The following is a 23,166-nucleotide window of genomic DNA, read 5'->3' on the forward strand; positions in this document are numbered from 1 at the left end:
ATGCCACTTGTATTGGCTATATACTTTTTACTATCAAGTAACTAAAAGTGAAATGCCTAGCTTTTGTTTAGGCTGAATATCGTGAAAATTGATAAAACAAAGCTGAACAACCTGTTACGTAGTGGTTTAAATCCCGAAATAAAAACCCGTAAACAACTTGCCGCCGTTCTAGGCTTAGATCCTACCTCATTAACACGTTGGTTTGCGAGCCGAGATCGCTTGGGCAATCCTAGATACCCAGTAGTACCTGATCGGCATGTCACTAAAATATTGCAACTCTTCAACCTTGAGGCAAAACATTTATTACTTGATGATGAAGAGTTTAGAGAGTACTGCTTTCAAAAATCTTTGGTACAAGAGCAAGGACAATCGGAGTCTGAGCAGAAAAACCTACGTCGGCTTGAGAATATTGCGCAAAGAAGGCTGTCAATTCCTAGTCGCTCGGACTCCATCATTAACAAAAAACACTATTTGCTAGCAACACCTTTAGCTTTGTTGTTTATTGCCTTTGGTTTCTTCGCGTTCAATGGCCAGTATCTAGCGGCAGATAATAGTGAACGCTTGTATTTTGATAGTGGTGAGGTTTGCTGGACAGGTTACTCTTCAGCGCTAGGGCAGTTCGCTAAAAAAGATCCTGCCGACCCTTGCCACTATGCTAAATTGTTTCACCGCGCATTATATTTATTGAAAGTGAGTAATGAAGAAAATAGTGCTGGGTCGTTAAATGGTGAAGGTTTGTCGGCCAATGAATTTTACATCACGTTTTTGTCAGAAAAGTTAGATGAGCGTCGCAATCAAGAGAAAGTTTATTTGAATATTGAACTTGGTAAAAAAGAGCTAAGTCGACGCAATCATCTAAAGGCCCATCAGCACTTTCAAATGGCGAAAGAATTACAAGCCATGTTGAAAAATCCCGATGCTAAATTAACCAATGAAATATCTGCTTATTTAACTAAGTTCGATGCCAAACTACCTTAATTTTACATTTTCTAGCCTAAATTCTTATTCACGCTGTTAAGGCGGATAATCTCCAAATTAGCCGAATTAATAGACGAAATTGACACATAGTTGGCACTTTTATGTGTTTTTTATTACTTTTTTATTGGGTTTTAATGTTTTTTATTTCAAATTGTACTTGAGATTTGACACACATTGGGCCTTTAGAGCGCTGGAATTAACGCTTAAATTTAGTAGCACAAAGCACTGTTGTAATGGTTGAACATGTTCAATAGCAACAGGGCTAATCTTGAAACTAAATTGGAGAGTTAGCATGACAGCAGTGAGTGCAACGGGTCTATCCGTGAGTCGTGAATTTACAAAAAACTTCTTAGCATTAAGCGCTAAGTTTTGGTTGATTACCGCTATTGCCGGGCAATGGCTTTTTGCTTATTACATCATGGTTTTTTATGGCAGTAGCGCCTTAGAAGGTGATTGGCAGACTTGGTCGCGCAGAATGATACACGGTATTATCGAAGGAGATTGGCTTGGTAATCTCGCAGTTTTTCTCCATATTCTTCTGGCATTTGTCATATCATTTTGTGGACCATTGCAACTAATTCCGCAGCTACGTAATAATTTCCCGCAGTTCCATCGTTTCAATGGCCGTTTATATATCACTACTGCATTAGTGATGAGTGTTGCATCCATTTATATGATTTGGACCAGAGAGGCTATTATTGGTGGTTTCTTCGGCCAGCTTGGCACATCGTTAGACGGTGCCCTCATTTTTGTCTTTGCGATCATGGCACTAAAAACAGCAATGGCAAGACGTTTTGATCTGCACCGACGTTGGGCATTGCGCCTATTTATCGTTGTTAGTGGCGTGTGGTTTTTTCGTGTTATCCGTGGCTTTTGGATGTTTATACATGACGGCAGATCTCCAGGTACCAATGGCAATTTAACCGGCCCTTTTGATTTAGTTTTAAACTTTGCTGGCTATCTTGTGCCGTTACTTATACTTGAAATCTATTTACGCGTTCGAGATAAAGGCCAACATTCCGCGCAACTTGTCTTATCAAGTGTCATATTCGCATTGACCATTGCCATGGCAATAGGTATCTATTCAGCGGCCCATATATTTTGGCTACCTAATATCTAACGAGCAGTTTTATATTTGTTTAACGGTGTTGATATTAATCATTATTTTCAGCGTTGATAATGGCGTGAATGGCAAGGAGATAAAATGCACATTCCCGAAAAAAGAGTCGCGAGTAAGCGTTTAATTAAATGGCTTGTGCTATTAGTAACTTCATTGATAGTGCTCTTTTTTATTTGGCAGTATTTAAATAAAAATAGCCAGCAAGTAAATGTATCTCGTGACGAGTTAATTATTGCTACTGTTGAGCAGGGCGATTTGTTGCGTGAGGTTCGGGCACCAGGAAAATTTGTGCCGATTGAGGCCAATTTTATTGCCGCAACATCAAGTGGCCGTGTTAAGCGTGTATTGCTGCATGCCAGTGATGAAGTTGACGTTGGCAGCACGATTATGGAATTAGAGAACCCGCAATTATCTCAGATGGTGGCAGAGGCAAAGTTAGATATCGAGGTGTTAAAAGCGCAATATCATGCATTGGTCCAAAAATGGCAACAAATGACACTCAAACAGAAAATTGTTGTTGCCGATTTTAATGCCCGCTATGCCATGGCGAAATTGCGAGAGAAAGCTAACCAAAGTTTGGTTGATACCGGTGCTGTTTCGAGTATTGACCACGAAGAATCAATCGTTATGTCACAGCAATTAAAAATTCAATCTCAGTTAGAGTTTGAATTACTGCAAAGCTTACCTAAGATGCAAGCAGCAGAATTACTGGCGGCACAAGCGAAAATCGATAAAGCACAAGGGCTTTTAGCACTGCAAGAACAATTAGCCGATGAGTTGTATGTCAAGGCAACGAGCAAAGGGGTTATTCAAGATGTGTCGGTGCAGGCTGGCGAGTCTTTTAGAACCGGTGCAATATTGGCAAGAGTTGCAGGGAAAAACAATTTAAAGGCCCAACTTAACGTGCAAGAAAGCCAAGTTAAGGACGTTCGTAAAGGACAAACCGTAATTGTGAAAGTGAATGGGCGTCAAGCGCAAGGTTATGTGCAACGAATAAACCCTGTTGTGCAGTTGGGGGTTGTCAACGTTGATGTGCACTTTGATGACGATATTTTTAAAGATGCCCGTGCAGATATGCGCATCGAAGGAATTATTGAATTAGAGCATATTACCGATGTTTTAAAAATAAAGCGCCCTGTGTTTAGTCAAGAATATTCGGCTCGTAGTTTATTTGTTGTTAACCCAACCGCAACAGAGGCTGAACGTAAGCTGATCACATTTGGTCGTTCGTCTGTTGACGATATTGAGATTGTTTCGCCGCTGAAAGTGGGTCAACAAGTCGTGGTATCATCGACACAAAAGTATAGCGAAATTAACAAAATATCATTGCGCTAATGAGCCCGTTTAATAAAGTAAAAAGGACACCTATTAATGCAAAGCTTAATTGAAGATATTTTATTTGCCGTCAAGAGTTTTACACGGGCGCCAGCGATATGTGCGCTAATTGTATTAACGCTAGCGCTCGGAATTGGCGCTAATGCGGCGATTTATAGCTTAGTGCACAATGTATTACTTGCGCCTTTGCCTTTTAAAGAAGGCGAGCAATTAGTTAAGTTGAAAACCAACCAGCCTAATATTGACCGCTATGACGTACCGGTTTCAGTGCCGACGGCATTAGATTATATCGACAAAAATCAAAGTTTTTCACACTTGGTTGAATATCATCAAATGCCCTTTACCTTACTTGGCCACGGCGATGCATCTAATGTTGAAGCGGGTGTGGTTAGTTGGGATTTTTTTGAAATGCTATCTATTCAACCTCTGCTAGGGAGAACCTTTCTACCCGGAGAAGATGAGCCAGGAGCATTACCATTAATTGTGTTATCTCATCACTATTGGCGAGAAAAGTTTGGCAGTGACCCTGATGTAATTGGCCGTAATTTAGAAATGAATAACGCCATACACCAAGTGATTGGCGTATTACCACCTTTACCGGCATACCCGTTTAAAAATGATATTTGGATTGGCTCTTCTTCATGCCCAGGCCGTGGTAATGAAATGTTCATTAGTCGTCGAGATCGACCTATTTCTATGATGTACGGCAAATTGAAAAAACAAGTGAGTTTGCAAAAGGCGAGTCTTGATTTAAATACCATTGCCGGTCAATTGCTTGCGCAATATCCTGAAAGTTATCCGAAGGCCGCAGGTTTAAGCAATACATTAACACCTATGCGCACTGATATGGCGGGTGAATCTGGCCCTACTTTTTATTTGTTGATGGGCATTACCAGTTTGGTGTTACTGATCGCGTGTGCGAATGTCGCGAATTTGAATTTAGCACGAACCGCAGCACGTAAGCAGGAGTTGGCAATTAGAGAAGCCTTAGGTGCTGATCCTCGCCGAATTGCACGGCAAGTATTAACTGAGAGTATTTTATTGTCGGTCATCGGCGGTATTCTCGGCTTATTATTGGCATTTTTATCGGTTGGTTTATTAAGTAACTTCGCCAATCTCTACACGCCACTGGCGAGCGAAGTAAAAATTAATGCCAATGTATTAGTCTTTTGTATTTTAGTGTCTGTGCTTACCGGTATTCTTAGCGGTGCCACGGCGGCATTTAAAAAGCGTAATATCAATCATGCCTTAAAGGAAGGTAGCGGTAATATTACCGCCAGTGGCAGCAGTATTAAGCTGCGGCAAGTATTGCTGGTCGCACAATTTTCACTGTCTTTTATTATTTTAACCAGCGCGTCATTAGTAAGCTTAAGTTTATACCGCTTAAACGTTCAGGAAACAGGTTTTGATACCGTTGATATTATGGCGGTAGATTTATCCTCAAGTGCGACAAACCGTGAGCAAATGGTGGTGGAAGTGGCAGCTAAATTAACATCGCTGCCGGAAATAAATAACGTCGCTTTTTCTTCTGAAGTGCCGTTACAGCAAGGTCGAGATAAACGCCGTTTTTTCCAAATTGAAGGGCAAGCTCCTGTTCACGTTGATGAACGTCCTGAAGCATTGAAAAATGAAGTGTCGGCAAATTTTCATCAAGTGCTGAATATTCCATTATTGCAGGGCCGTTATTTACAAGATATCGATGATAAAAACAGCCCGAAAGTTTGTTTAATTAGTCAAAGCTTTGCAGAGAAGTATTTTAACAACGAAGAGCCTGTAGGTCGTCGAATATCGTTAGATGAAGGGGTTACTTGGCTGACAATTAAAGGGGTAGTGGGTGATATTCGAGAAGTCGGTATCGATATAACTCCCGTGCCGACCTTCTATGTGCCTTGGATTGCCAATTGGCATTATGATTTGCAATTGTTAGTCAATACAAAAAACTCTGAAGCGCAGTTATATAAAATCATTCGCAATGTTATTGATAGTATTAATCCAAAGCAGGCGATTGCAAGTATAGATAAATTCACCTTTATTAAAGAGCGCTCCATTGCATCTGCTAAATTAGTTGGGGTGTTAATGTCTCTGTTTGCCTTACTCGCATTTTTAATCACCTTAAGCGGTGTTATTGGCATTGTTACTTACAGTATCAGTCAACGTAGAAAGGAAATTGGTATACGACTGGCATTGGGAGCAAACCCTAGACAAGTACGTCGATTATTTGTCTTGCAAGGAATGACGCTGTGTTTGGTTGGTTTAAGCATTGGCGCCAGTATTATGATTTTTATTTCGCCATTTCTCCATGAATTGTTATTTAAAACCGAAGCAGTCAATTTTCTGATGTATACGGCAGTTGCTGTTTCGGTGATGTTAGTGGCGACAGTAACAACTTTTATTTCAGCAAAAGAAGCCACTAGAGTACAACCTAATCAGGCATTACGTGAACAGTAAAATATAATGGAATAGGAATTAAATGATGATAGAAGAAACACCATTGATTTGCTTAAGAGATCTTACCAAAAACTTTATCACCGATGCGGGCGTTATTAGTGCGGTAAAGGAGATAAACTTGACAATTAATGCTGGCGAATATGTCAGCATTGCCGGTCCGTCCGGCTGCGGAAAATCAACATTGTTATCCATTTTAGGTTTACTTGATAGCTCAACTCACGGCGAATATTTGTTAAACGGCCATCACGTACACGAGTTAGATGTTTATCAAAGAGCGACAATTCGAAATCAAGAAATAGGTTTTATTTTTCAGTCATTTAACTTAATTGGTGATTTAACGGTATTGGAAAATGTGGCACTGCCGTTATCTTATCGAAAAATGAAGAAAAAGCAGCGCTTAGAAATCGCCATGAATGCGCTTGAGAAAGTAAATATGGCGGAACGGGCGAAGTTTTATCCGGCACAGTTATCAGGCGGTCAGCAGCAACGCGTTGCTGTCGCTAGAAGTTTGGTGGTTGATCCGTCGGTATTACTTGCTGATGAGCCAACAGGAAACTTAGACTCTGCTAATGGCGAGGCGATTATGGATTTGTTTGATGAACTTCATGAGGAAGGGCGTACGATTTGTATGGTGACCCATGACGCTCGATTTGCCAAACGAAGTCGGCGAATTGTTGAGTTAGATGATGGCGTTTTACGATAAACTTTGGTATTAAATTAACGTTTTTTCTTAGTTTAATTAAAAGCACCGTGCTCAGATAAATGACCGGCAAGTAAGTCAATAAAATTTCTAACTTTTGCTGATGATAGTCGGTCTTCTCGATGAACAATATTCAGTGGTAACGGGGCAAGCTCAAAAGGCTCTAAAATAAATTTGAGTTTGCCACTAGCAAGCTCATCAACTACTTGGTAGGAAATGATACGTGTAATACCAAAGCCGGCAACGGCAGCGTTAATAGCGGCTTGATTTGTCGTCACGCTAAGTCTTGATTTAATACGTTGGGTGATGGTTTTACCATTGTCGACAAACTTCCAATCAGGCGTAAGGCTACCGGCTTGTACCGCTATTAAGGCATGATCTTTTAGCTCGCTATAATGTTGAGGAATATTATTCTTGGCAAGATACTCAGGAGAGGCAACGAGTGCCAACCTTACTGAACCAACCCTTTTAGCGCGCATGGAAGAGTCGGTTAATTCGCCTATACGAACGCCAAGGTCGTATCCCTCTTCAAGTAAGTTAACAATGCGGTCGAGAAATATAGTCTTAACCTCGGTATTTGGATAATGATTTAGGTATTCAATAGCCGCGGGTAAAACAAACTTCTGCCCAAACAGTACCGGCGCCGTGACACTTAAACTGCCTTGTGGCTTGGCATTTACACCTTGTGCCGCTTCATTTGCCAAGGTGATGTCATTTAGTATGCGCTTTACATCTTCTAAATAACGTAAACCTGCATCAGTAACGCGTACATAACGAGTGGTGCGATTAAAAAGCTTTACCGCCAACCTGTCTTCAAGCATAGCAATAGCACGTGTTACCGTTGGTGGCGACATATTTAACTGACGACTAGCAGCAGCAAAACCTTGCTCTTCTGCAACAGCAACAAAAATACGCATAAGTTGTATTTGGTCTAACATTGATTGTTCCAGAAATTGAAATAATTAATTGTATATTTTCTATATTCTTAAATAAAGTGAATTATTGCACACTAGCTTCATCCTGAAGTAGGGGATCAAAACCACCATTTTATTAAAGAGGAATGAATCATGAGTCGAATTAATTTAGTGTCAACAGAGCAAGCGAATGAGCAACAGCAAGTGCTTTATTCAGCGATTGAACAAAAGCTAGGTGTTGTACCTAATTTTCTCAAAGTATTTGCTAATTCACCAAGCGCGTTACAGGCTTTTCTTGGTTTGCATACTATTGCGAGTGAAGGTGCATTAGATGGCAAAACTAAAGAGCGTATTGCCTTAGGTTTAGCCGAACAAAATGCCTGTCAATATTGTGTTTCGGCACATACCGCCATTGGTAAAAAGGCAGGGTTAACAGGCGATGAAATGCTAGCGAACCGAGCAGGTGATAGCCAAGATGCTAAAGCCAGCGTGGCAGTAAAATTTGCTCGCTCACTAGCTGAAAATAGTGGTGAAGTATCAACTGCAGAATTACTAGAAATTCGTAATGTTGGCTTTAATGATGCTGAAATCGTTGAAATTATCACCCATGTTGGTATGAATGTTTTAACCAATATTTTAGCCAAGGCAAGTCGTGTTGAAATCGACTTTCCAAAAGTTGAATTAAAACAGGCTTCTTAGTCTGAGTCGCTTGTTTAGCTATTGAGGAGTTTGCTCTTCAATAGCCCATTTCATAAGGAAACTATTATGGCTCATCAATACGCAAAAATTGCTTTTACTGAAACTGTTAGACAAGTACAACGTGAGCAGAACAGTCGTCAAGGTTATGCCAGTATGGACACTGGCGAAGACCACAACTACTTGTTGTCGGCGATGGAAGCGGAATTTATTGCTCAACGAGACAGCTTTTACATGGCAAGTGTCAGTGAAACTGACTGGCCGTATGTGCAACATCGAGGTGGGCCAAATGGTTTTTTAAAAGTTATTGACGCGCAAACTATTGGCTTTGCTGATTATAAAGGTAATCGACAATATGTTAGCACCGGAAATTTTAGAACCAATGACAAAGTCTCGATTATTTTAATGGATTACCCTAATCGACGACGTTTAAAAATTTTAGGGCATATTTCACAGGTTGATGAACAAGATTGGACAACTTTAGCTGCACTGGAAGATAACCACTACCGAGCAAGAGTAGAGCGTGGTTTTGTCATCAAAATATCAGCATTTGATTGGAACTGTCCTCAGCACATCACTCCACGTTACAACGAAGTGGAATTAACCGCATTGCTTGATCCACTGCAAGCACAGGTTGATTCATTAAAATCGCAATTGAAATTACAAATGAGTGCAAATAAAAAAGTCGATAAATTTGAACAATTAGGTGACGGTGAACTTTCGTTAGTTATCGCAGGAATACGGCAATTAACCCCTGAAATCAGAGCATATGAATTACGTAGTGCTGATGGTAGCCCTTTACCTGAAATAACTGCTGGCGCTCATATTCAAGTACCAGTGCAATTATTAAATGAACAATTGGTTTGGCGAAACTATTCGATAAGCAGTAACCCTAAGCGTACTGATTGTTATGAAATAGCGGTAAAAAAAGAACAACAAGGTCAAGGTGGTTCACAAAGTCTTCATCAACAATTTGATATTGGCTTAAGGTTAAATTGTCGGATGCCAGAAAACTTTTTTCCTTTAGCAAAGAATCGACAACATAGTGTCTTAATCGCAGCAGGTATTGGTATAACGGCAATTAAATCGATGGCATTAGCGTTGCTTCAGCAGCATGCCTCATTCGAACTGCACTATGCAGGGCGCAGCCGTGAACATATGGCATATGCTGACAGGCTAACTCGACAATTGGCTGATAAATTATTTCTGTACCCTTCAATTGAAGGTAAAAAACTGAAGCTCAAATCATTGATGAGCGAGCAAGAAGCGGAAACACATTTTTATTTCTGTGGCCCAGAAGCAATGCTAAGAGAATATCAACAATATGCAAAAGCACTTGGCATAAATAAAGAACGCATTCACTTTGAGCAGTTCTCGAGGGAGATTACTCAATCAGCAAACGCTTGTCAGTTAACCTTAAATAAATCGAAAATTAGCATCGAAGTCGCAGCAGAACAAAGTTTGCTTGATGCGGTATTGGCTGCAGGTGTTGATGCGCCTTATAGTTGTATGACAGGCGAGTGTAAAAGTTGTGTAGTAAATGTTGCTGAAAATAGTGAGATTGAACACTTAGATGAATGTTTAACGCCAGTAGAAAGAGCAAATGGTAAAATGTGTTTGTGTGTATCACGCCCGAAAGCAAACGCACTAATAATAGATTTATAAAGTGTAAATTGCTGATATTAAATGTAGGGTTCAAACTTGATCCTACATTTTAATATCAGAGCTTAACTACACCTGAGCGACAGCAATAAGCTCTAAGCTGCTTGTGGTGTTTCATCTCATAACACTAACTTTTACCACTTAGGATACATAGAAAAATGCAAAATTTACACTTTGCTAACGATTACTTAGATACGAAATCGGACGTATTGGTACACCTAAAATCCATCCTCATAACATACGTGACATCCAAGCGTATGTTATGAGGAATATAGGATGAATTGGATTGTTATCCGTGTTGACGTGTATGGGAACTAGAGTGGTGAGTTCGGCTACTATGGCCTCCTCGTTCATCAGTAACACAAACGGTATGCGGTACACATGATGCAGGTGCACAATTTGACGTACACTGAGTTGTATTTTCTTTTGGCGCAGCTAACCATGTGGTTTGAATGAGTTTCTCGGCTTCGTATTCATTAGCGAAATCAAACCTCAATATATTGGCTCTTCTATATTCTTCACAGGTCTCCACGAGGATTGAGTTGTCATTCTTGTTGTTTTTGCTAAAAAATTCCCTCCTAATTATACAAGGGCCCAAAATTTCGGTTACATTATATTTTTTCAAAATGCTACCAAACTCACAAAAAAACTTATCGTATTTCTTTATGAAATCATAATCAAAAAACGAAAGACGATCTGTAGAAAACTCAAGAGGAACAAAACTGCCACTTATATATTTCCAGCTATTTGCTGAGTATTCCTTTGTATTGCTGATTGTGGACGTGGCAACTGTGGATAAACATTCTCCTATTTGAGGATGTTCTTCAACACTTTCCAGCATAAACTCATTTTTATCGATTAAACAATGATTGTGCAATAATCGGATTCCCACAATAAAGTGGAGTTCATGTCTAACAATAAGTTCACATAGCTCATTGAGTACTTCTTCTTTTTTTACTCTAGTTAAATTTTCGTTTGCTATCTCGACACTTAAAAGGGTGTTATACTGCTGAATATGTGCCTTTGGTATAGTATTCATATATTTCTCCTTTAGATGTTAAAATCCTCAACTTATTAATATTCCTTTCACTTCAATGAAACAGTTTATTCAGCTAAGAATGTTTTTCTGTGAATTCACGCATCGTTAAAAAGTTAAATAGGTCAATATCCGTTCTGAATACAAATTTATTAAACCATTAAAGAATAGTTTATTTTTCGACAACTGCATTTATTTGGGAAACTTTTTACAAAATCAAGAGGGATTTATTAGCTTTTCAGAGAATAAAAATAATTATAGCGAGTCAACTAAAAATGGATAAAAAGATATAGATATAAGCTGAAGTTGGAATGTTCAGACTTTATAAATTATAATTTTCGAGATGTTTTTATGACGAGCACTTAGTAATACTTATTAATTCGTTTACAACAAATGATTTAATAAATTAACAAAACCTCTTCACTCTAAGGAAGGTATATGTCCATAAGAGCACTTATACAAATATTAGTTTTTAATTGTTTATTTATCATTACATCTGTTTCAGCTATTGAACAAAAAGAAAATCCTACATTGGCAAAAGATAAAAATTCTTATGATTTACAGGGAATTTGTTTATACGCTGGAATTGGGTATTCTTTAGGTTCGGTAATAAAATCTCCTGAATATGCTCTCTATCGAGTGGTAGATGGTGAACCTATTTCAGCAGCTGAGATTGAATATCTTAAATGCGTGAATATTAAGAAGGATGGCAAAGAAATAGTAAAACTCAAGTTCGCTAAGTGGATAGTTTATCGAAGAATATGTGAGAATTCTAAAACCAATATATATATTTCATGTTAGTGATCCAAAGTGCTGACTCTAATTCTATAAAAACTAATCCGACATGGTATTTATCTCTTATGCTTAGACACGAGAAAAATATTTAATTGTTTACCAAGATTAGCACTGTATTACTATTCACATCTTTAGATATATCTTTGCCCGCTATTTAGCGAATAGTTGACCTAAAGAACAACCAATAGCTAACACCTTTTATACGCAAAAAATGAGCGTTACAAAATGAACACTGAACGACTGCTATGGTAACTATCGCTACTGTAACGTCTGATTAAAACCTCTAAATTTTAAAATGTCTGATTAAGTTTGCACTATGACAGATTAAAAGCGCTGCGAACGGTGTTTTGCAGCGCTAATTAATTTCGAGTAGTGACCCAACATCACAGGCATTAGTTAAAGGTGATTTATTCAAAATACTCTTTTTTAACATTAATCAATTCAATAACTTCTGGCTCAGGAATATTTTCCTTAGGAAAAGCAGCACGAACTTTTTCGGTTAAGCCTTTGGCAAACACTTGATATAGCACGCGTGTTTTTACTGTCAGTGGATATTGAATATTACTTGGCAATTCATAGCTTTCTTGCCGGGTTTGACCTGACTTAATACGAGTGTCTTGGCTGAGTTTTACATAACGCCAAAAGCGTAAACCTACTGGCTTATCGTCTTTATCGACACCAATTTTAATAAAGCGTCGAGCATCTTTTGGAATGTAGCCATTGTTCATTACGCCTGAGCTAAACACTTCTTTACCGCTAGCATCGGTCGCGATAACTTCCAGCCAAACTTGGCGTCTAGCGCCGCCGGGCATATCATGTCCTGAGTTGACGTTGGTGACATTCGCGGTGAAGGTATTACCTTGTTTCTCAACCGATAGCGTTAATGCTGTTTTTAGAATGTCGATGCTTAACTTTTTATGTTCAGGGTTACGCATACCAGTGAAGTAATAATTACCGCCAGCAAAATGATGTGAGCGCATATTACTTTTTATCGGTCCGTCGTCAGTTGATTGACCAGCAACTTTGTTGTCAAAATTAGTCACATCTTGGGTCATATGACAATCAATACAGGTTTTGTGTTGGCTAGGGTCGTCAGGTGAATTAAATGGTGATGCTAACCACTCGCCGAAGTTGTCATTTATTTTCGCGCCAGGACCAGTAGTGAATTCGTTATGGCAAGTAGCACAGTAAAGCGAGCTTTGGTAAAGCTCAGGCTTTGAATAAGAGGCTTTATGTGCTTTCGGCGCAGCGTTAATTTGTTTTTTAGCTAACCACTGTAAAAATTGATTATTGCTGTCTTCAAAAATATAGCTAGTACGGTCTTTAATATTGACGGTTAAATCGGTATTACCACCTGCGTCTTCCGCTTCAGTAATACGATGACAGAATACGCAACCTGTACCACGCTCATTAACTGGCGTGCCATGCTGATAAGCAGCATTTAAGGATTCGGCGTTCTTTTCCCACATATCGCCAAACTCACTTAACGCTGAATTATCATTGTTGATGACCATTTGTGGTGTATGACAACCTCTACACAGTACTCGAAACTCTTCACCTTCAAGCTCTGCTGCTACATTTTCTTGATAACGATAGTAAGGATGATCCATGTTCATGCCATGATTTGAATCAGCCCATTGGTCGTAAATGGTGCTATGACAGTCTTTACATTGCGCTGAGCTTAACCATTCTTTTGGATGGGCGTATTTTTTATCGTCATCAAGTTTTAACCAAGTAGAAAGGTAAGGTAGGTTTTCTTGTGTGCGTACATAGCTATTTAACGCGCCCATCATTTTAGCGACAGCAACAGGTGGGTTTAGCATATCAATGGCGGTTAAGGTTTCTGAAGTAGCAGGATCTGCGCCCATACCGCCCTGGGTTTTTTGAATAATATCAATATAGGCGGCGACAGGATCGCCAGCGATCATTTTATAGGTATCAACATGACCTGTAATAGCATTGGAGAATTTATCTTTTGTCGCGTCTTTCATTAATTGTTTGTTAGTGAAATTAAAACCGTCGAAATGGCAAGAGTTACAACTCATCCAAAAATCACCCGCCATTGGGTGGTCTTTATTTTTTTCACTGTTGGCTTGATTGAATAAGGTTTTCCCTAAACGAACTTGTGCTGGTAATGGGTCGTGGTTAACTAAATTAGCAAAGTTACCTTGCGTTAATTTAAGTTTTGCAAAAGGGCCAGCAGCGCCGGTATCAAAGTGAGCAAGGGTTAATGACATAGCATTTTGCACAAACAATTCTTGGCCATCTATCAGCAAGCCTTTTGGGTTATCACCCGGTACGTTGCGGTAAATTTGCGTGACTTTTGCGCCACCTTGAAACTTTTTCCGGCGATGGCGTTTTTTGCCTTTTCTTTTTTTAGCTTTTTTATTTGCACTCGCTTCTCGTGATAAATCAAAGACCATTAAGTCTTCTGAGCCAGCCAATGAAATAAGTACCTTTTTGCCGTTTTCACTAAAAAGTACATCGTGTGGGTTCGAAACAATGCGAACTTTATTGCCACTTTCAATTATATTAATTTGCTTAAATAGTTGCTTACGTTGCTCGGTAATTTCGTGCTCGTTATCTGGCGTTAAATCGATAATTGAAACTGTTGGGAAAACACTTGATTGAAACTGAAAGTCATGACCAAACGACCATAACACATGCGGTAGCCAAGCTTTTGTACCATCGGGGCTAATGGCGATATTGTCGAGCAATCTCGGCTTACCTTGTGGCACTGATTTAGTTTTATTACTTGGGGTGTCGATTAACTGAATTATATTTTTCAGTGCTGGCTGCTCGGCGTTCACATCATAAATCGATACTTGTCCTGATAAGCTGTGACTAACCAATAAGCGACCATCATCTGTTAACGCTAAACCACGAGGCGTTTGCTCGGTATTGATGGTATGGGTTATTTCACCTGTTAATGAAACGGTTAGTAGTTTATTTTCTTTGAAACTAGTGAGGTAAAACTGTTGATTTTTATTATCGAAAATTACGCCAAAAGGGCGAGCGGGCACGTCTAACGTTGTTTTAACCGCTAATGTTTTTGCATCAAGTAGAATTGCTTTGTTGTTTTGAAAGTCGCTAGCCAGCAGTAATTGTTGTTTTTCAGCATAAGCGATTCGGCGTATGTCTCGGCCTATCGTTTGTTCATTAATTATTTTGCCATTATCGCGATTAATAATGCTGACGCTACCGGCATCAAAGTTGGCACTAAATATTTTGCTTTTATCGTTATTAAAAAGCACTGAGGCACTTTTTTCTGACGCCGATGCGCTGGCACTTAATAGTTGAAGAAGTGAGATTGCTACTAGCAGTAGTGGCCACTTTAGGCGTTTAAGCATTGCTGTTCCGAACTTATAAAATTGAAAAATTATTCTCGATAACGAGACTTTAGTAATAGCTATTGAGTTACTTGCGGAAATTTAAAATACTCCAACGTAACGCATGCCTAAAAACAACCGGTGCTAATAACCATGAAGAATAAAAATGTAGGTCTTGTATGAGTTGGCTGATGTTATTTCCGGTATTACCGTAAAAAAATAGATAAAAGCCACTTAAGGTGCAAACGACTAATAACCATTCGATTAACGTACCTGTTTGGCGAAGAAACGTTTTTTTGCTTTTGGTGATCAGTTTACGATGCGAACTCCAAAAAGTGCCAACAATAATGCTGAATAAGGTTACACCGATGATCATATGAAGAGGTAATAACCAGCGTGATATTTGCCAACTCAGCGCTATTTTATCCCACAGCAATACACCACTGATAAACATAAGATACAACAAAAACTCTGCTGACTTGTGACGGTAAGCAAGTTGCTGCCACCATGATGAAGTCATCGCAGTAGGGGTGCTAACCATTGTTGAATTATCTAGGTTCATCATATCTTTAATCTTCTTTTTTTTGGCATCCTGGATAACGGCAAAAGCAGCAATGACATTATTGCTGCTTTATTTTCTTTTTTAGTGATTAAGTTGAGTAACTTCACTCATTGCTTCACTGAGCTTAACCTTACTAAGTTATAGCAACTATTTAATGCTGACTGTATTCGCCATCACTGGCGCTGTGCCATACTTTCCGCCTGCCGCAATAATTTGTTTTACGCCATCTTGGTCGGTATCAGCATTGTTGCTATTTTTAATCACCAACTCACCAGTATCACCAATTGGCTCTGCTAACTGCATCGCACCATTAATTACCGTACTGAACCAGCTAACATAACGTGCGGTTAATGTTGCTAATTCAAAGGCTGGATTATGTTCACCTTCTTCATTTTGCAAATGTAAAATGGTTTCACGTAAGCCACCAGAAATAGCAGCCTCTGTGTATGGCGTATGTACTGTCGCTTTACCCGGAATTGTGGCCCATGTATTGAGGTTTTTATCAAACATGTGCTTTTCAACAGCAAGGTAAATACTGCGCGCAGCAGCTTTGTAACTATCATCTTTAGTAGCTAAAAATGCCGCCACTAAACCACGAATAGCAGCAAACTGGTTCTTTAATGATGTTGAATTATCTGCTTTAACACCTTTGCCAATATTAGCACCATCAACAACTAAACCTTTATCATTGATCAAGTGTTTAACAATAAAGTCAGCCTGTGCTTTTACCATGCTAAGAGCTTGTTTACCTGCGGTTGTTTTTAGGTTTACAGCGCTAGTTTCTGCGGCAGCATAACCAACTGGCAGGGCATCTTTAGCGCGTTGATAAATTGATAAGGCAACGATGGTGTAAGCGGCGTCATAACTATTTACATAGCTACCTTGCTTTACTTGATAATCGTTAACAAAACTGCCGTGAGTTTTATTAAAATGCAAAGCGCTCAAGTTTTTAAACACTAAGTTAGAAATGTTGTTGGCTAATGAAAAGGCATCATCACTAACAATGTCATTATTCGGATTATTGTCGGTATTTACTTTCGGCGCGGCTGCAAATGGTGCGCCGTCAAATACCGCTAACATTGCTGGGTTTTGCCCTGTATTGGCAATACGTTGATCAGTAAATGCGTAGAATTCTGCTAATGGCCACAACATTTGCCAGGTGTCACGCAAGGTTGAACGTGCATCAGTAACTTTTAATGACTTAATACTATTCACGCCATTGATATCGCCTTCATTAACTTGCACTTTATGTGGGAACCAAACAGCGCCATTTTTTGGTGAATAATCAAGACCAAAGGCAGTGCCAAGTTGCTTGCCATTAAAACCAAGCTGGTTCTGCATAATAATTAATTTATCAATCGACATTTCGGTCAGCATCATGCCGTTAAAGCCATCAGCGGCAGAAACACCTAAACTGTGCACACCGTCTTGGTCCATGGTCGCTGATTCTGCTTCAACTTCTTCGTCAGTTTCGGTGACATGCATGCCGCCTAAAAAGTCTTGTGACCACATCACTTCTTTTAGAAAAATAGCGCCAATCGCGGCAGGGTTAAAACTTTTATCAAAACTTTTGCTATCCCATGCCAGTGATTTGTAATCGTGAACATAAGCAGGGGTAACCGAGATAATGGTTTTGTCTTCACCTTTTGCTGTGGTGATATCGAAAGTTTCGGCGTCACCAGCAGTGGTATCAGGCTTTGCAACAAATTCAGGGTTACCTGAAGTGTAAGGCATGGATAATGGGTAAACATTACTTGGGATTTCGCTTTGGCTTAAACCTACTGCGCCAGCCATGATGTTGATACGCTTGCTAAGTTGTTCAATACTGCCACCACGTTTTTTATTTAATGGCCCGTTTGCTAAATGTGGCCCCATGGTTGATTGATAATTTAGCGCATACATAGCTTCTTCTGAGTATTCATAACTTTCAATACCTGCAGCAAAATCAAATGCGGTTGGCGTATTAGCTGTTGTTGCATCAAGGATATCTAAGTCTAAACCTAATGCTTCTGCTAAAGGCTCGCCAGATAATTCAAACTCGGTATAAGCTAAAAAGTTACTTGCAGGGTAATGGGTTTTATCAACAATATTTGTTTGAGCAGCCGTTACTGCCCCTGAAAGTAATGATGCCATTATCGCGAGACTTACAAGAGATTTCTTCACAAGTTATCCTTAATTTACACTGGGTAATCGAGACTAATACTAAATAATGCCGCCATGGTAGCGCATTTATTTTATCAATAAAAGAAATGAGAGTAATTCTTATTTGTATTTATTAATCTAGATCAAGGTTAGCTGAGTTATCATTTAAAATGGCATTTTTGCTATTGAATGATGAGAAATTGCTCTTTATATTTGCGCCACTTTTATCCTGAAAACGAATTTTAAACATGATCTTTTTTAACAAAAAACTCACCATAGTCGCTGTTGCGATAGCCGGTATTTTTTCAAGCTCTATCTTTGCTTTTGAAAATGCTAACCAGCAGCAAGATGCAAGTAGTGCAATATCAGCAGGTAAGTTTTCAGGTAATTTTCGACTTGGTTATATTTCAACAGAAGATAGCAATGGCGATAGCGTTGAAAGTTCGGCAATTGCTGGTGAGTTAAGCTATAGCAGTGCAAGTTGGAACGGGATTAGTGCAACGGGCACTTTGTATACCAGCCAGAAATTGTTTAATGACGATAATGGTGATTTTTTTGCATCAGACGGTGATAGTTATGCCATTTTCGGTCAAGCCTATTTACAAGCCAATATGGGCGAAACCGAGGTGAAAGTTGGTCGTTTTGGCTTTGACTCGCCTCATGCCGATATGGATGATATTCGCATGGTGCCTAATACCTTTTCTGGTATTTTAGTCACTAATAATGACCTTAGTGACACAACTGTATATTTGGCGCATTTAGATAAATGGTCTGGTGTTGATTCGGATAAACCAGAAGACTTTACTGATATGAATAACAGTGATGGTGTTAATGTATTTGGCGCTGTTTACGAAGGCATTGAAAATGTTGCTTTGCAAAGCTGGTATTACAATATTAACGATTTAGCTGATTTAATTTATCTTGAAGCTATGGTTGAAGTTGAGCAATTTTCAATTGGCGTACAATACGCTAAGCAATCAGATAATAGTGATGATAACACAGGCCCTGACGGTGATGTTTACGGCATAACAGCAAGCTATACGTTAAATGATTTTACTTTTAGTTCAGCATACAATCATGTTTCTGGCACTATCATTAATGGCTTTGGTGGCGGCCCATTTTTTAGTAATGCAGAAGATCATACGATTGATGGTGTTATTGATCAAAAAGCACTTAGAGTTGGCATTGATTATACCGGCATTGATAACGTAACTATTGGCCTAGCACATGTTGATTTTGATGAAGGTGAAGATGAAACTGATTTACTGATCAGCTATGACTTTGGCAACGATATGGCGTTCGACTTTACTTATCATCATATGCATGATGATGGGGATATGGTGCTTGCCATGTTTAATGTTGGCTTTTAAGCGCGAAGAGTTAAATCAAAGCTTGTTTTATTCTTCAATAAAGCAAGCCTGATTTCGACCATTTTGTTTCGCTTGATATAGTGCTTTGTCGGCGGTACTCATGACCTCTTTTAAGGTGATAGTGCTGCTAAATTCTATTAAAGTTGCGCCTATGCTGCAGGTTATTTGTAAATTAGCATTACAGGGTAAAGAAACCTGACGGACATTAGCTAAAATGCGAGCCATGACTTTTTCAAGCTCTGTTTTTGTCACATTCGGTAAAATTACCGCAAATTCCTCTCCGCCTATTCGTGCATGAAAGTCATTGTTATCACGCAGGGCATCATTGACTGCACTTGCTACAGCTCTTAAACACTCATCTCCTGCATCATGCCCATAGGTATCATTAATATTTTTAAAATGGTCTAAGTCATAGATTAACAATGCCATTGGCCAATTGATGCTAGTGTTAGCATTAAACACTTGCATGCCAAATTCTTCAAAATGTCGACGGTTGGCAATCAGCGTTAACGCGTCAGTGCGCGCTAGCTGGTTTAGGGTATTGGTTCTTTGCTGAACTTTTAATTCAAGCTCATTCGATAAGTTGCCTGCTCGTCGCAAAGTCACTAGCATGCTAACAAAACCTAGCATTGAGAAGGCGATAAATATCACGTACGCATATTGTACTGTTTTAGTAATGTCTTCATCATCACCACTTAATGGAATACTGATATCAACAGCGCCACGTAAATCACCGACTCTCCAATCTTTTTTAGGGCTTGCCGGATGCTTGTTGTGGCAGTCAATACAGCTTTCTTCCATAAAAATAGCTTCAGCATGACGAAGTACATTTTTATCGCCTATCATTTCTACGCGTTCAAATACTGGATTTTGCAGAGTTAGTTTTGCTAATGCGACTTTTTGAAAATCATCTTGGGGGCCGCCATTTGTGCTGCGACTGACAAAAGGGTGATTACTATAAGTGTGCAGAATAAGCCCTTTTTCTGGTGCTGATATCGCTTCGCCTAATTCTATCGCAAATGTCGCAGGGTTAGGCACAGCATATTGCTTTTGATGGTATTGTGATTGTATTGATATATCAGGATGTGCGCGCAATTTAGCCACGGCATTTTGGCTATATGAAGTTCTGGCTTGATTAATTGTTGAAACTAAAACTGCTGCGGTACGCGCGGCTAGTGCTGTAGACGCAGAATACTGTAGTTTTTTAATGGCAATAAGCGACACTATTGCCATTAACATAAAGAGCAATGTAAAAACTGCAATCACTTTAGTTTGAGAATATGTCATTCGCTACTGATTAAAAAATACTGCAATAAAATTTAGTCATATCAATAGTAAAGCACAAATGTATGGGTCTTGATATCTCAAGAAGGGACTTTACTTCGTTAAAGCTATGAGACCGGAGCCTAGCGCAAAAAATTACGAACTTTTAGTTCTGTTATGCGAATAACAGCTTTTGTCTCATTTTTGCAACAGCATGACTTTCGACTTTACTTATCATCATATGCATGATGATGGGGATATGGTGCTTGCCATGTTTAATGTTGGCTTTTAATTAATTCAGCTGTGGATTAGTTTGTTTTAAGAAAAATGGCCAATTACGAATAATTGGCCAATGCTTTTACCTGAAGCTAGTTGCTTTCAATCAGAATTAAAATTGATAACTAATACTGAAATCAATTGTTCTTGGTAATATATAGCGACCATTTGAAGAAAGGGAGTCACGAGGATCTCCTTCGGTCAGTGCTTCTTCATCAGTTAAATTATTCACCGATAATTGCATCTGTACTTCATCAGAAAGATTTAGAATCATACCAAGATCAATTTTTTCATAACCGTCTAAAGTCACCGTGTTTTCGTTATTGGCGAATCTATCTCCAACGGCAGATAGCGTGCCGTAAACGGTGGCGAACATGCCATTTGAAAACTCAATATCATAACTTGGTGTAACTCGAACTTGCCAACTTGGTTGTCTTTGCGCTTCGTTACCAACATTCGTTGGGCTTTCGGTAATTTCAGTTTCTTGAATTGTTGAATTTAAACGCAATGTAAAACCGTTATCATTATAGTAATTGAAGTCAATTTCGACGCCGTAGGCTTCGTTGGTTAGCACTTCTGCAGGATCTCCGGGCTGAGCAACAAAAGTATCTCCTTTGACTTCGTTAAAGAATGCGGTGGCAAATAAGTCATAATAATCGTGAGATATTTTATAACCTAGTTCAAACTGGCTTACTTCTTTAATGAGATCTTCACCGTTTTGGTAAGCGCTAAAGTTGTCACGAAAGTCATCAAAAAAGGGCATTTTACTACCGTCACTTATGCGGGCGAATATCCCTTGTTTTTCAGCAAACATCCAATTAGCTCCGATAGTCCAGGCGGTACTATCTTCATCGTACGAAACCGCTTTGGTTATGACACCGTCTAAACCTTCGTAAACAGTATATTCAATTTGGTGGTTCTCTCTTCGAACACCACCGTCAATGGTAAGTGTTGGGGTAATTTCATATGACGCCGCGGCATAAAAAGCCTTTGTTGAGCCATCGCCAATACTATTGATATCGTAATTCCAGCCACAACTGTCGGCATTATCATTACAATCAATATCGGTTAGCATCTCACCACCTGATTCAACTACGTGGTAGGCATGATTCCCTAGTGCCCACCAATCTTTAGCTTCAAAGGTGGAATTATAGAAACCAGCGGTGACTGAGCCTTTTTCCAAAGTTTTAGTCAGGGTGAAGTCATTGGTGAATGCTTCAATTTGTTTTTTAACCACCCAGCGGCCTATTTGTTGAACAACGGTTGAGCCATCATATTCTTTTCCTGTTACGGCGCCGGTTGCACTTGAACCATTGTCAGCCACCAACGAAAGAGCGGTAGGGTCGCCGTTTGGTACCAAGCCATATGTATCGGCATCACCTTTGGTATAAATAAAGCGGTTAACTAAACCCCAACCATTGTCTAAATCAAGATCAATACTACCGCCTGAAACTGAGCCATCCCAGCCTCGGCCTTTGCCAAAATCAACGGTTTCCGTAGTTTTATTATCGTCCGGACCATATTGAATGGTTGCGTGACGATTATTTGTGCCGATTTGGGTGTATTCATTATCAACACCAGCAACATTTATCGGTGATGGTAAGTACCAAACGCCATGGTCATCAGTTTGACGGGTATATAAATTTATTTTGCCATTATCTAAATTTTTGGTGATGTTAATAGTGAACTGATTACCTTCTTCAGCATTAAAGCCAGCATCACGAACCCCCGGCGAGCTTTTAATGTAACCACCAATCATAAAATATAAGTCATCAGCTAAGCTGCCGCTTAATACGCCATCAATACGCTGTAGGCCATAATTTGATGTTGAATATTTTACTAAGCCTTCGGTATCGTCAGAGCCTTCTTTTAGCAAAAAGTTTGTGGTTAAGCCGGGCTGACCATTGGAAACCACCGGGTTTGGGCCGCCACGCAAAGCCTCCATAAACTCGACCGTTTCATCTAAGCGGAATAAGGTTGAGTTTTCTAAGAAAGAAAGGGTTGGTGGTGGAAATATTGGCGCACCTTGCAATTGAACGGTTAAGAAAGGTGCATCTCCACCACCAGGGAAGCCTCGAACAAAGACGTTAGCACCAGATACGCCGCCTGAACTTTCAGACCAAACGCCAGGCACTGCTTTAAATAAATCTGCGGTGCTTTTAGGTGCCAATTTTTTAATGTCGTCTTCTGAGAATGAACTTATGGCAAAACTTGCTTCTTCCTTGGCTACTGCTTTGCCACTAAAGGTGCCGGTAACAATAATTTTTTCTATATTTTCATCGTTGGCTTGTTCTGCTGCCAAGCTAGCATTTGCTTGGCAGGTTAGTGCCAACGCAATGGCTATAGAAGATAGCTTGAATGTCTGTCTCATGTTATATGTCCTCTATTCCGATAGAAGCGTTTGCTTTACCAGATAATAATTATGATTGTTCATATTTTCTTCCCCACAATCAATATAGATCTGAATGCAAACGTTTGCAATTTATTTTTGCAAACGTTTGCATTTTTCTGTTTTAAATTGCAATACCCCCCCAGTATGT

16 protein-coding genes are annotated in these 23,166 nt (G+C 39.4%); 9 read left to right on the forward strand and 7 right to left on the reverse strand.

Translation table 11 applies throughout. From position 1 onward, the window contains the following. The first annotated feature begins 81 nt into the window (after nt 1-81). The 5 genes from AC27JP_RS16980 (at nt 82) to AC27JP_RS17000 (ending at nt 6,584) form a co-directional block, all read left to right on the forward strand. Nucleotides 82-978 carry a hypothetical protein gene (locus tag AC27JP_RS16980; RefSeq protein WP_487117115.1) on the forward strand — a complete coding sequence of 299 codons (897 nt, stop codon included), beginning with the start codon at nt 82-84 and terminating at the stop codon, nt 976-978. Between the two features lie 292 nt (nt 979-1,270). Beyond that, nucleotides 1,271-2,098: a DUF2306 domain-containing protein gene (locus AC27JP_RS16985; RefSeq protein ID WP_487117116.1), complete on the forward strand. Its 828-nt coding sequence runs from the start codon at nt 1,271-1,273 to the stop codon at nt 2,096-2,098. Nucleotides 2,099-2,182: 84 nt separating this feature from the next. After that, the gene (locus AC27JP_RS16990; protein ID WP_487117117.1) at nt 2,183-3,433 is read left to right on the forward strand and encodes an efflux RND transporter periplasmic adaptor subunit; all 1,251 of its coding nucleotides are present in this window, start codon (nt 2,183-2,185) and stop codon (nt 3,431-3,433) included. Nucleotides 3,434-3,469: 36 nt separating this feature from the next. Continuing rightward, nucleotides 3,470-5,881 (forward strand): ABC transporter permease, encoded by a 2,412-nt coding sequence (locus AC27JP_RS16995; protein WP_487117118.1) that lies wholly within the window; start codon nt 3,470-3,472, stop codon nt 5,879-5,881. A gap of 22 nt (nt 5,882-5,903) precedes the next feature. Continuing rightward, nucleotides 5,904-6,584: an ABC transporter ATP-binding protein gene (locus AC27JP_RS17000; RefSeq protein WP_487080119.1), complete on the forward strand. Its 681-nt coding sequence runs from the start codon at nt 5,904-5,906 to the stop codon at nt 6,582-6,584. A 32-nt stretch (nt 6,585-6,616) separates the two neighbouring features. On the opposite strand, the gene AC27JP_RS17005 is transcribed toward AC27JP_RS17000, so the two are convergent. Continuing rightward, nucleotides 6,617-7,519, reverse strand: a complete 903-nt coding sequence (locus tag AC27JP_RS17005; protein ID WP_487117119.1) for a LysR family transcriptional regulator — start codon at nt 7,517-7,519, stop codon at nt 6,617-6,619. Nucleotides 7,520-7,648: 129 nt separating this feature from the next. On the opposite strand from AC27JP_RS17005, the gene AC27JP_RS17010 reads away from it, so the two are divergent. Next, nucleotides 7,649-8,194 carry a carboxymuconolactone decarboxylase family protein gene (locus AC27JP_RS17010; RefSeq protein ID WP_487117120.1) on the forward strand — a complete coding sequence of 182 codons (546 nt, stop codon included), beginning with the start codon at nt 7,649-7,651 and terminating at the stop codon, nt 8,192-8,194. Between the two features lie 66 nt (nt 8,195-8,260). Continuing rightward, on the forward strand, nt 8,261-9,856 hold the full coding sequence (locus tag AC27JP_RS17015) for a 2Fe-2S iron-sulfur cluster-binding protein (RefSeq protein ID WP_487117121.1): 1,596 nt from the start codon (nt 8,261-8,263) through the stop codon (nt 9,854-9,856). 286 nt (nt 9,857-10,142) lie between these two features. On the opposite strand, the gene AC27JP_RS17020 is transcribed toward AC27JP_RS17015, so the two are convergent. Then, nucleotides 10,143-10,892, reverse strand: coding sequence for a hypothetical protein (locus tag AC27JP_RS17020; RefSeq protein ID WP_487117122.1), 750 nt, complete (start codon nt 10,890-10,892; stop codon nt 10,143-10,145). 435 nt (nt 10,893-11,327) lie between these two features. Between AC27JP_RS17020 and AC27JP_RS17025 the strand changes: the two genes are divergently transcribed. After that, a complete protein-coding gene (locus AC27JP_RS17025; RefSeq protein WP_487117123.1) occupies nt 11,328-11,690 on the forward strand; it encodes a hypothetical protein in 363 nt (120 codons plus the stop codon). 401 nt (nt 11,691-12,091) lie between these two features. On the opposite strand, the gene AC27JP_RS17030 is transcribed toward AC27JP_RS17025, so the two are convergent. From AC27JP_RS17030 to AC27JP_RS17040, 3 genes are all read right to left on the reverse strand, one after another. Further along, entirely contained in the window at nt 12,092-15,034 is a 2,943-nt protein-coding gene (locus AC27JP_RS17030; protein ID WP_487117124.1) for a hypothetical protein, read from the reverse strand. 67 nt (nt 15,035-15,101) lie between these two features. Continuing rightward, complete coding sequence (locus AC27JP_RS17035) at nt 15,102-15,578, reverse strand: hypothetical protein (RefSeq protein ID WP_487117125.1); 477 nt, start codon at nt 15,576-15,578, stop codon at nt 15,102-15,104. 144 nt (nt 15,579-15,722) lie between these two features. Then, nucleotides 15,723-17,738 carry a hypothetical protein gene (locus AC27JP_RS17040; protein ID WP_487117126.1) on the reverse strand — a complete coding sequence of 672 codons (2,016 nt, stop codon included), beginning with the start codon at nt 17,736-17,738 and terminating at the stop codon, nt 15,723-15,725. 227 nt (nt 17,739-17,965) lie between these two features. On the opposite strand from AC27JP_RS17040, the gene AC27JP_RS17045 reads away from it, so the two are divergent. Continuing rightward, nucleotides 17,966-19,087: an OprD family outer membrane porin gene (locus tag AC27JP_RS17045; protein WP_487117127.1), complete on the forward strand. Its 1,122-nt coding sequence runs from the start codon at nt 17,966-17,968 to the stop codon at nt 19,085-19,087. A gap of 27 nt (nt 19,088-19,114) precedes the next feature. Here the strand turns inward: AC27JP_RS17045 and AC27JP_RS17050 are convergent, their stop codons facing one another. Continuing rightward, complete coding sequence (locus AC27JP_RS17050; RefSeq protein WP_487117128.1) at nt 19,115-20,374, reverse strand: diguanylate cyclase domain-containing protein; 1,260 nt, start codon at nt 20,372-20,374, stop codon at nt 19,115-19,117. Between the two features lie 364 nt (nt 20,375-20,738). Beyond that, nucleotides 20,739-22,997 (reverse strand): TonB-dependent receptor, encoded by a 2,259-nt coding sequence (locus AC27JP_RS17055; protein ID WP_487117129.1) that lies wholly within the window; start codon nt 22,995-22,997, stop codon nt 20,739-20,741. Nucleotides 22,998-23,166 lie beyond the last annotated feature (169 nt).

Source organism: Colwellia sp. SU-HH01172 (assembly GCF_057553355.1).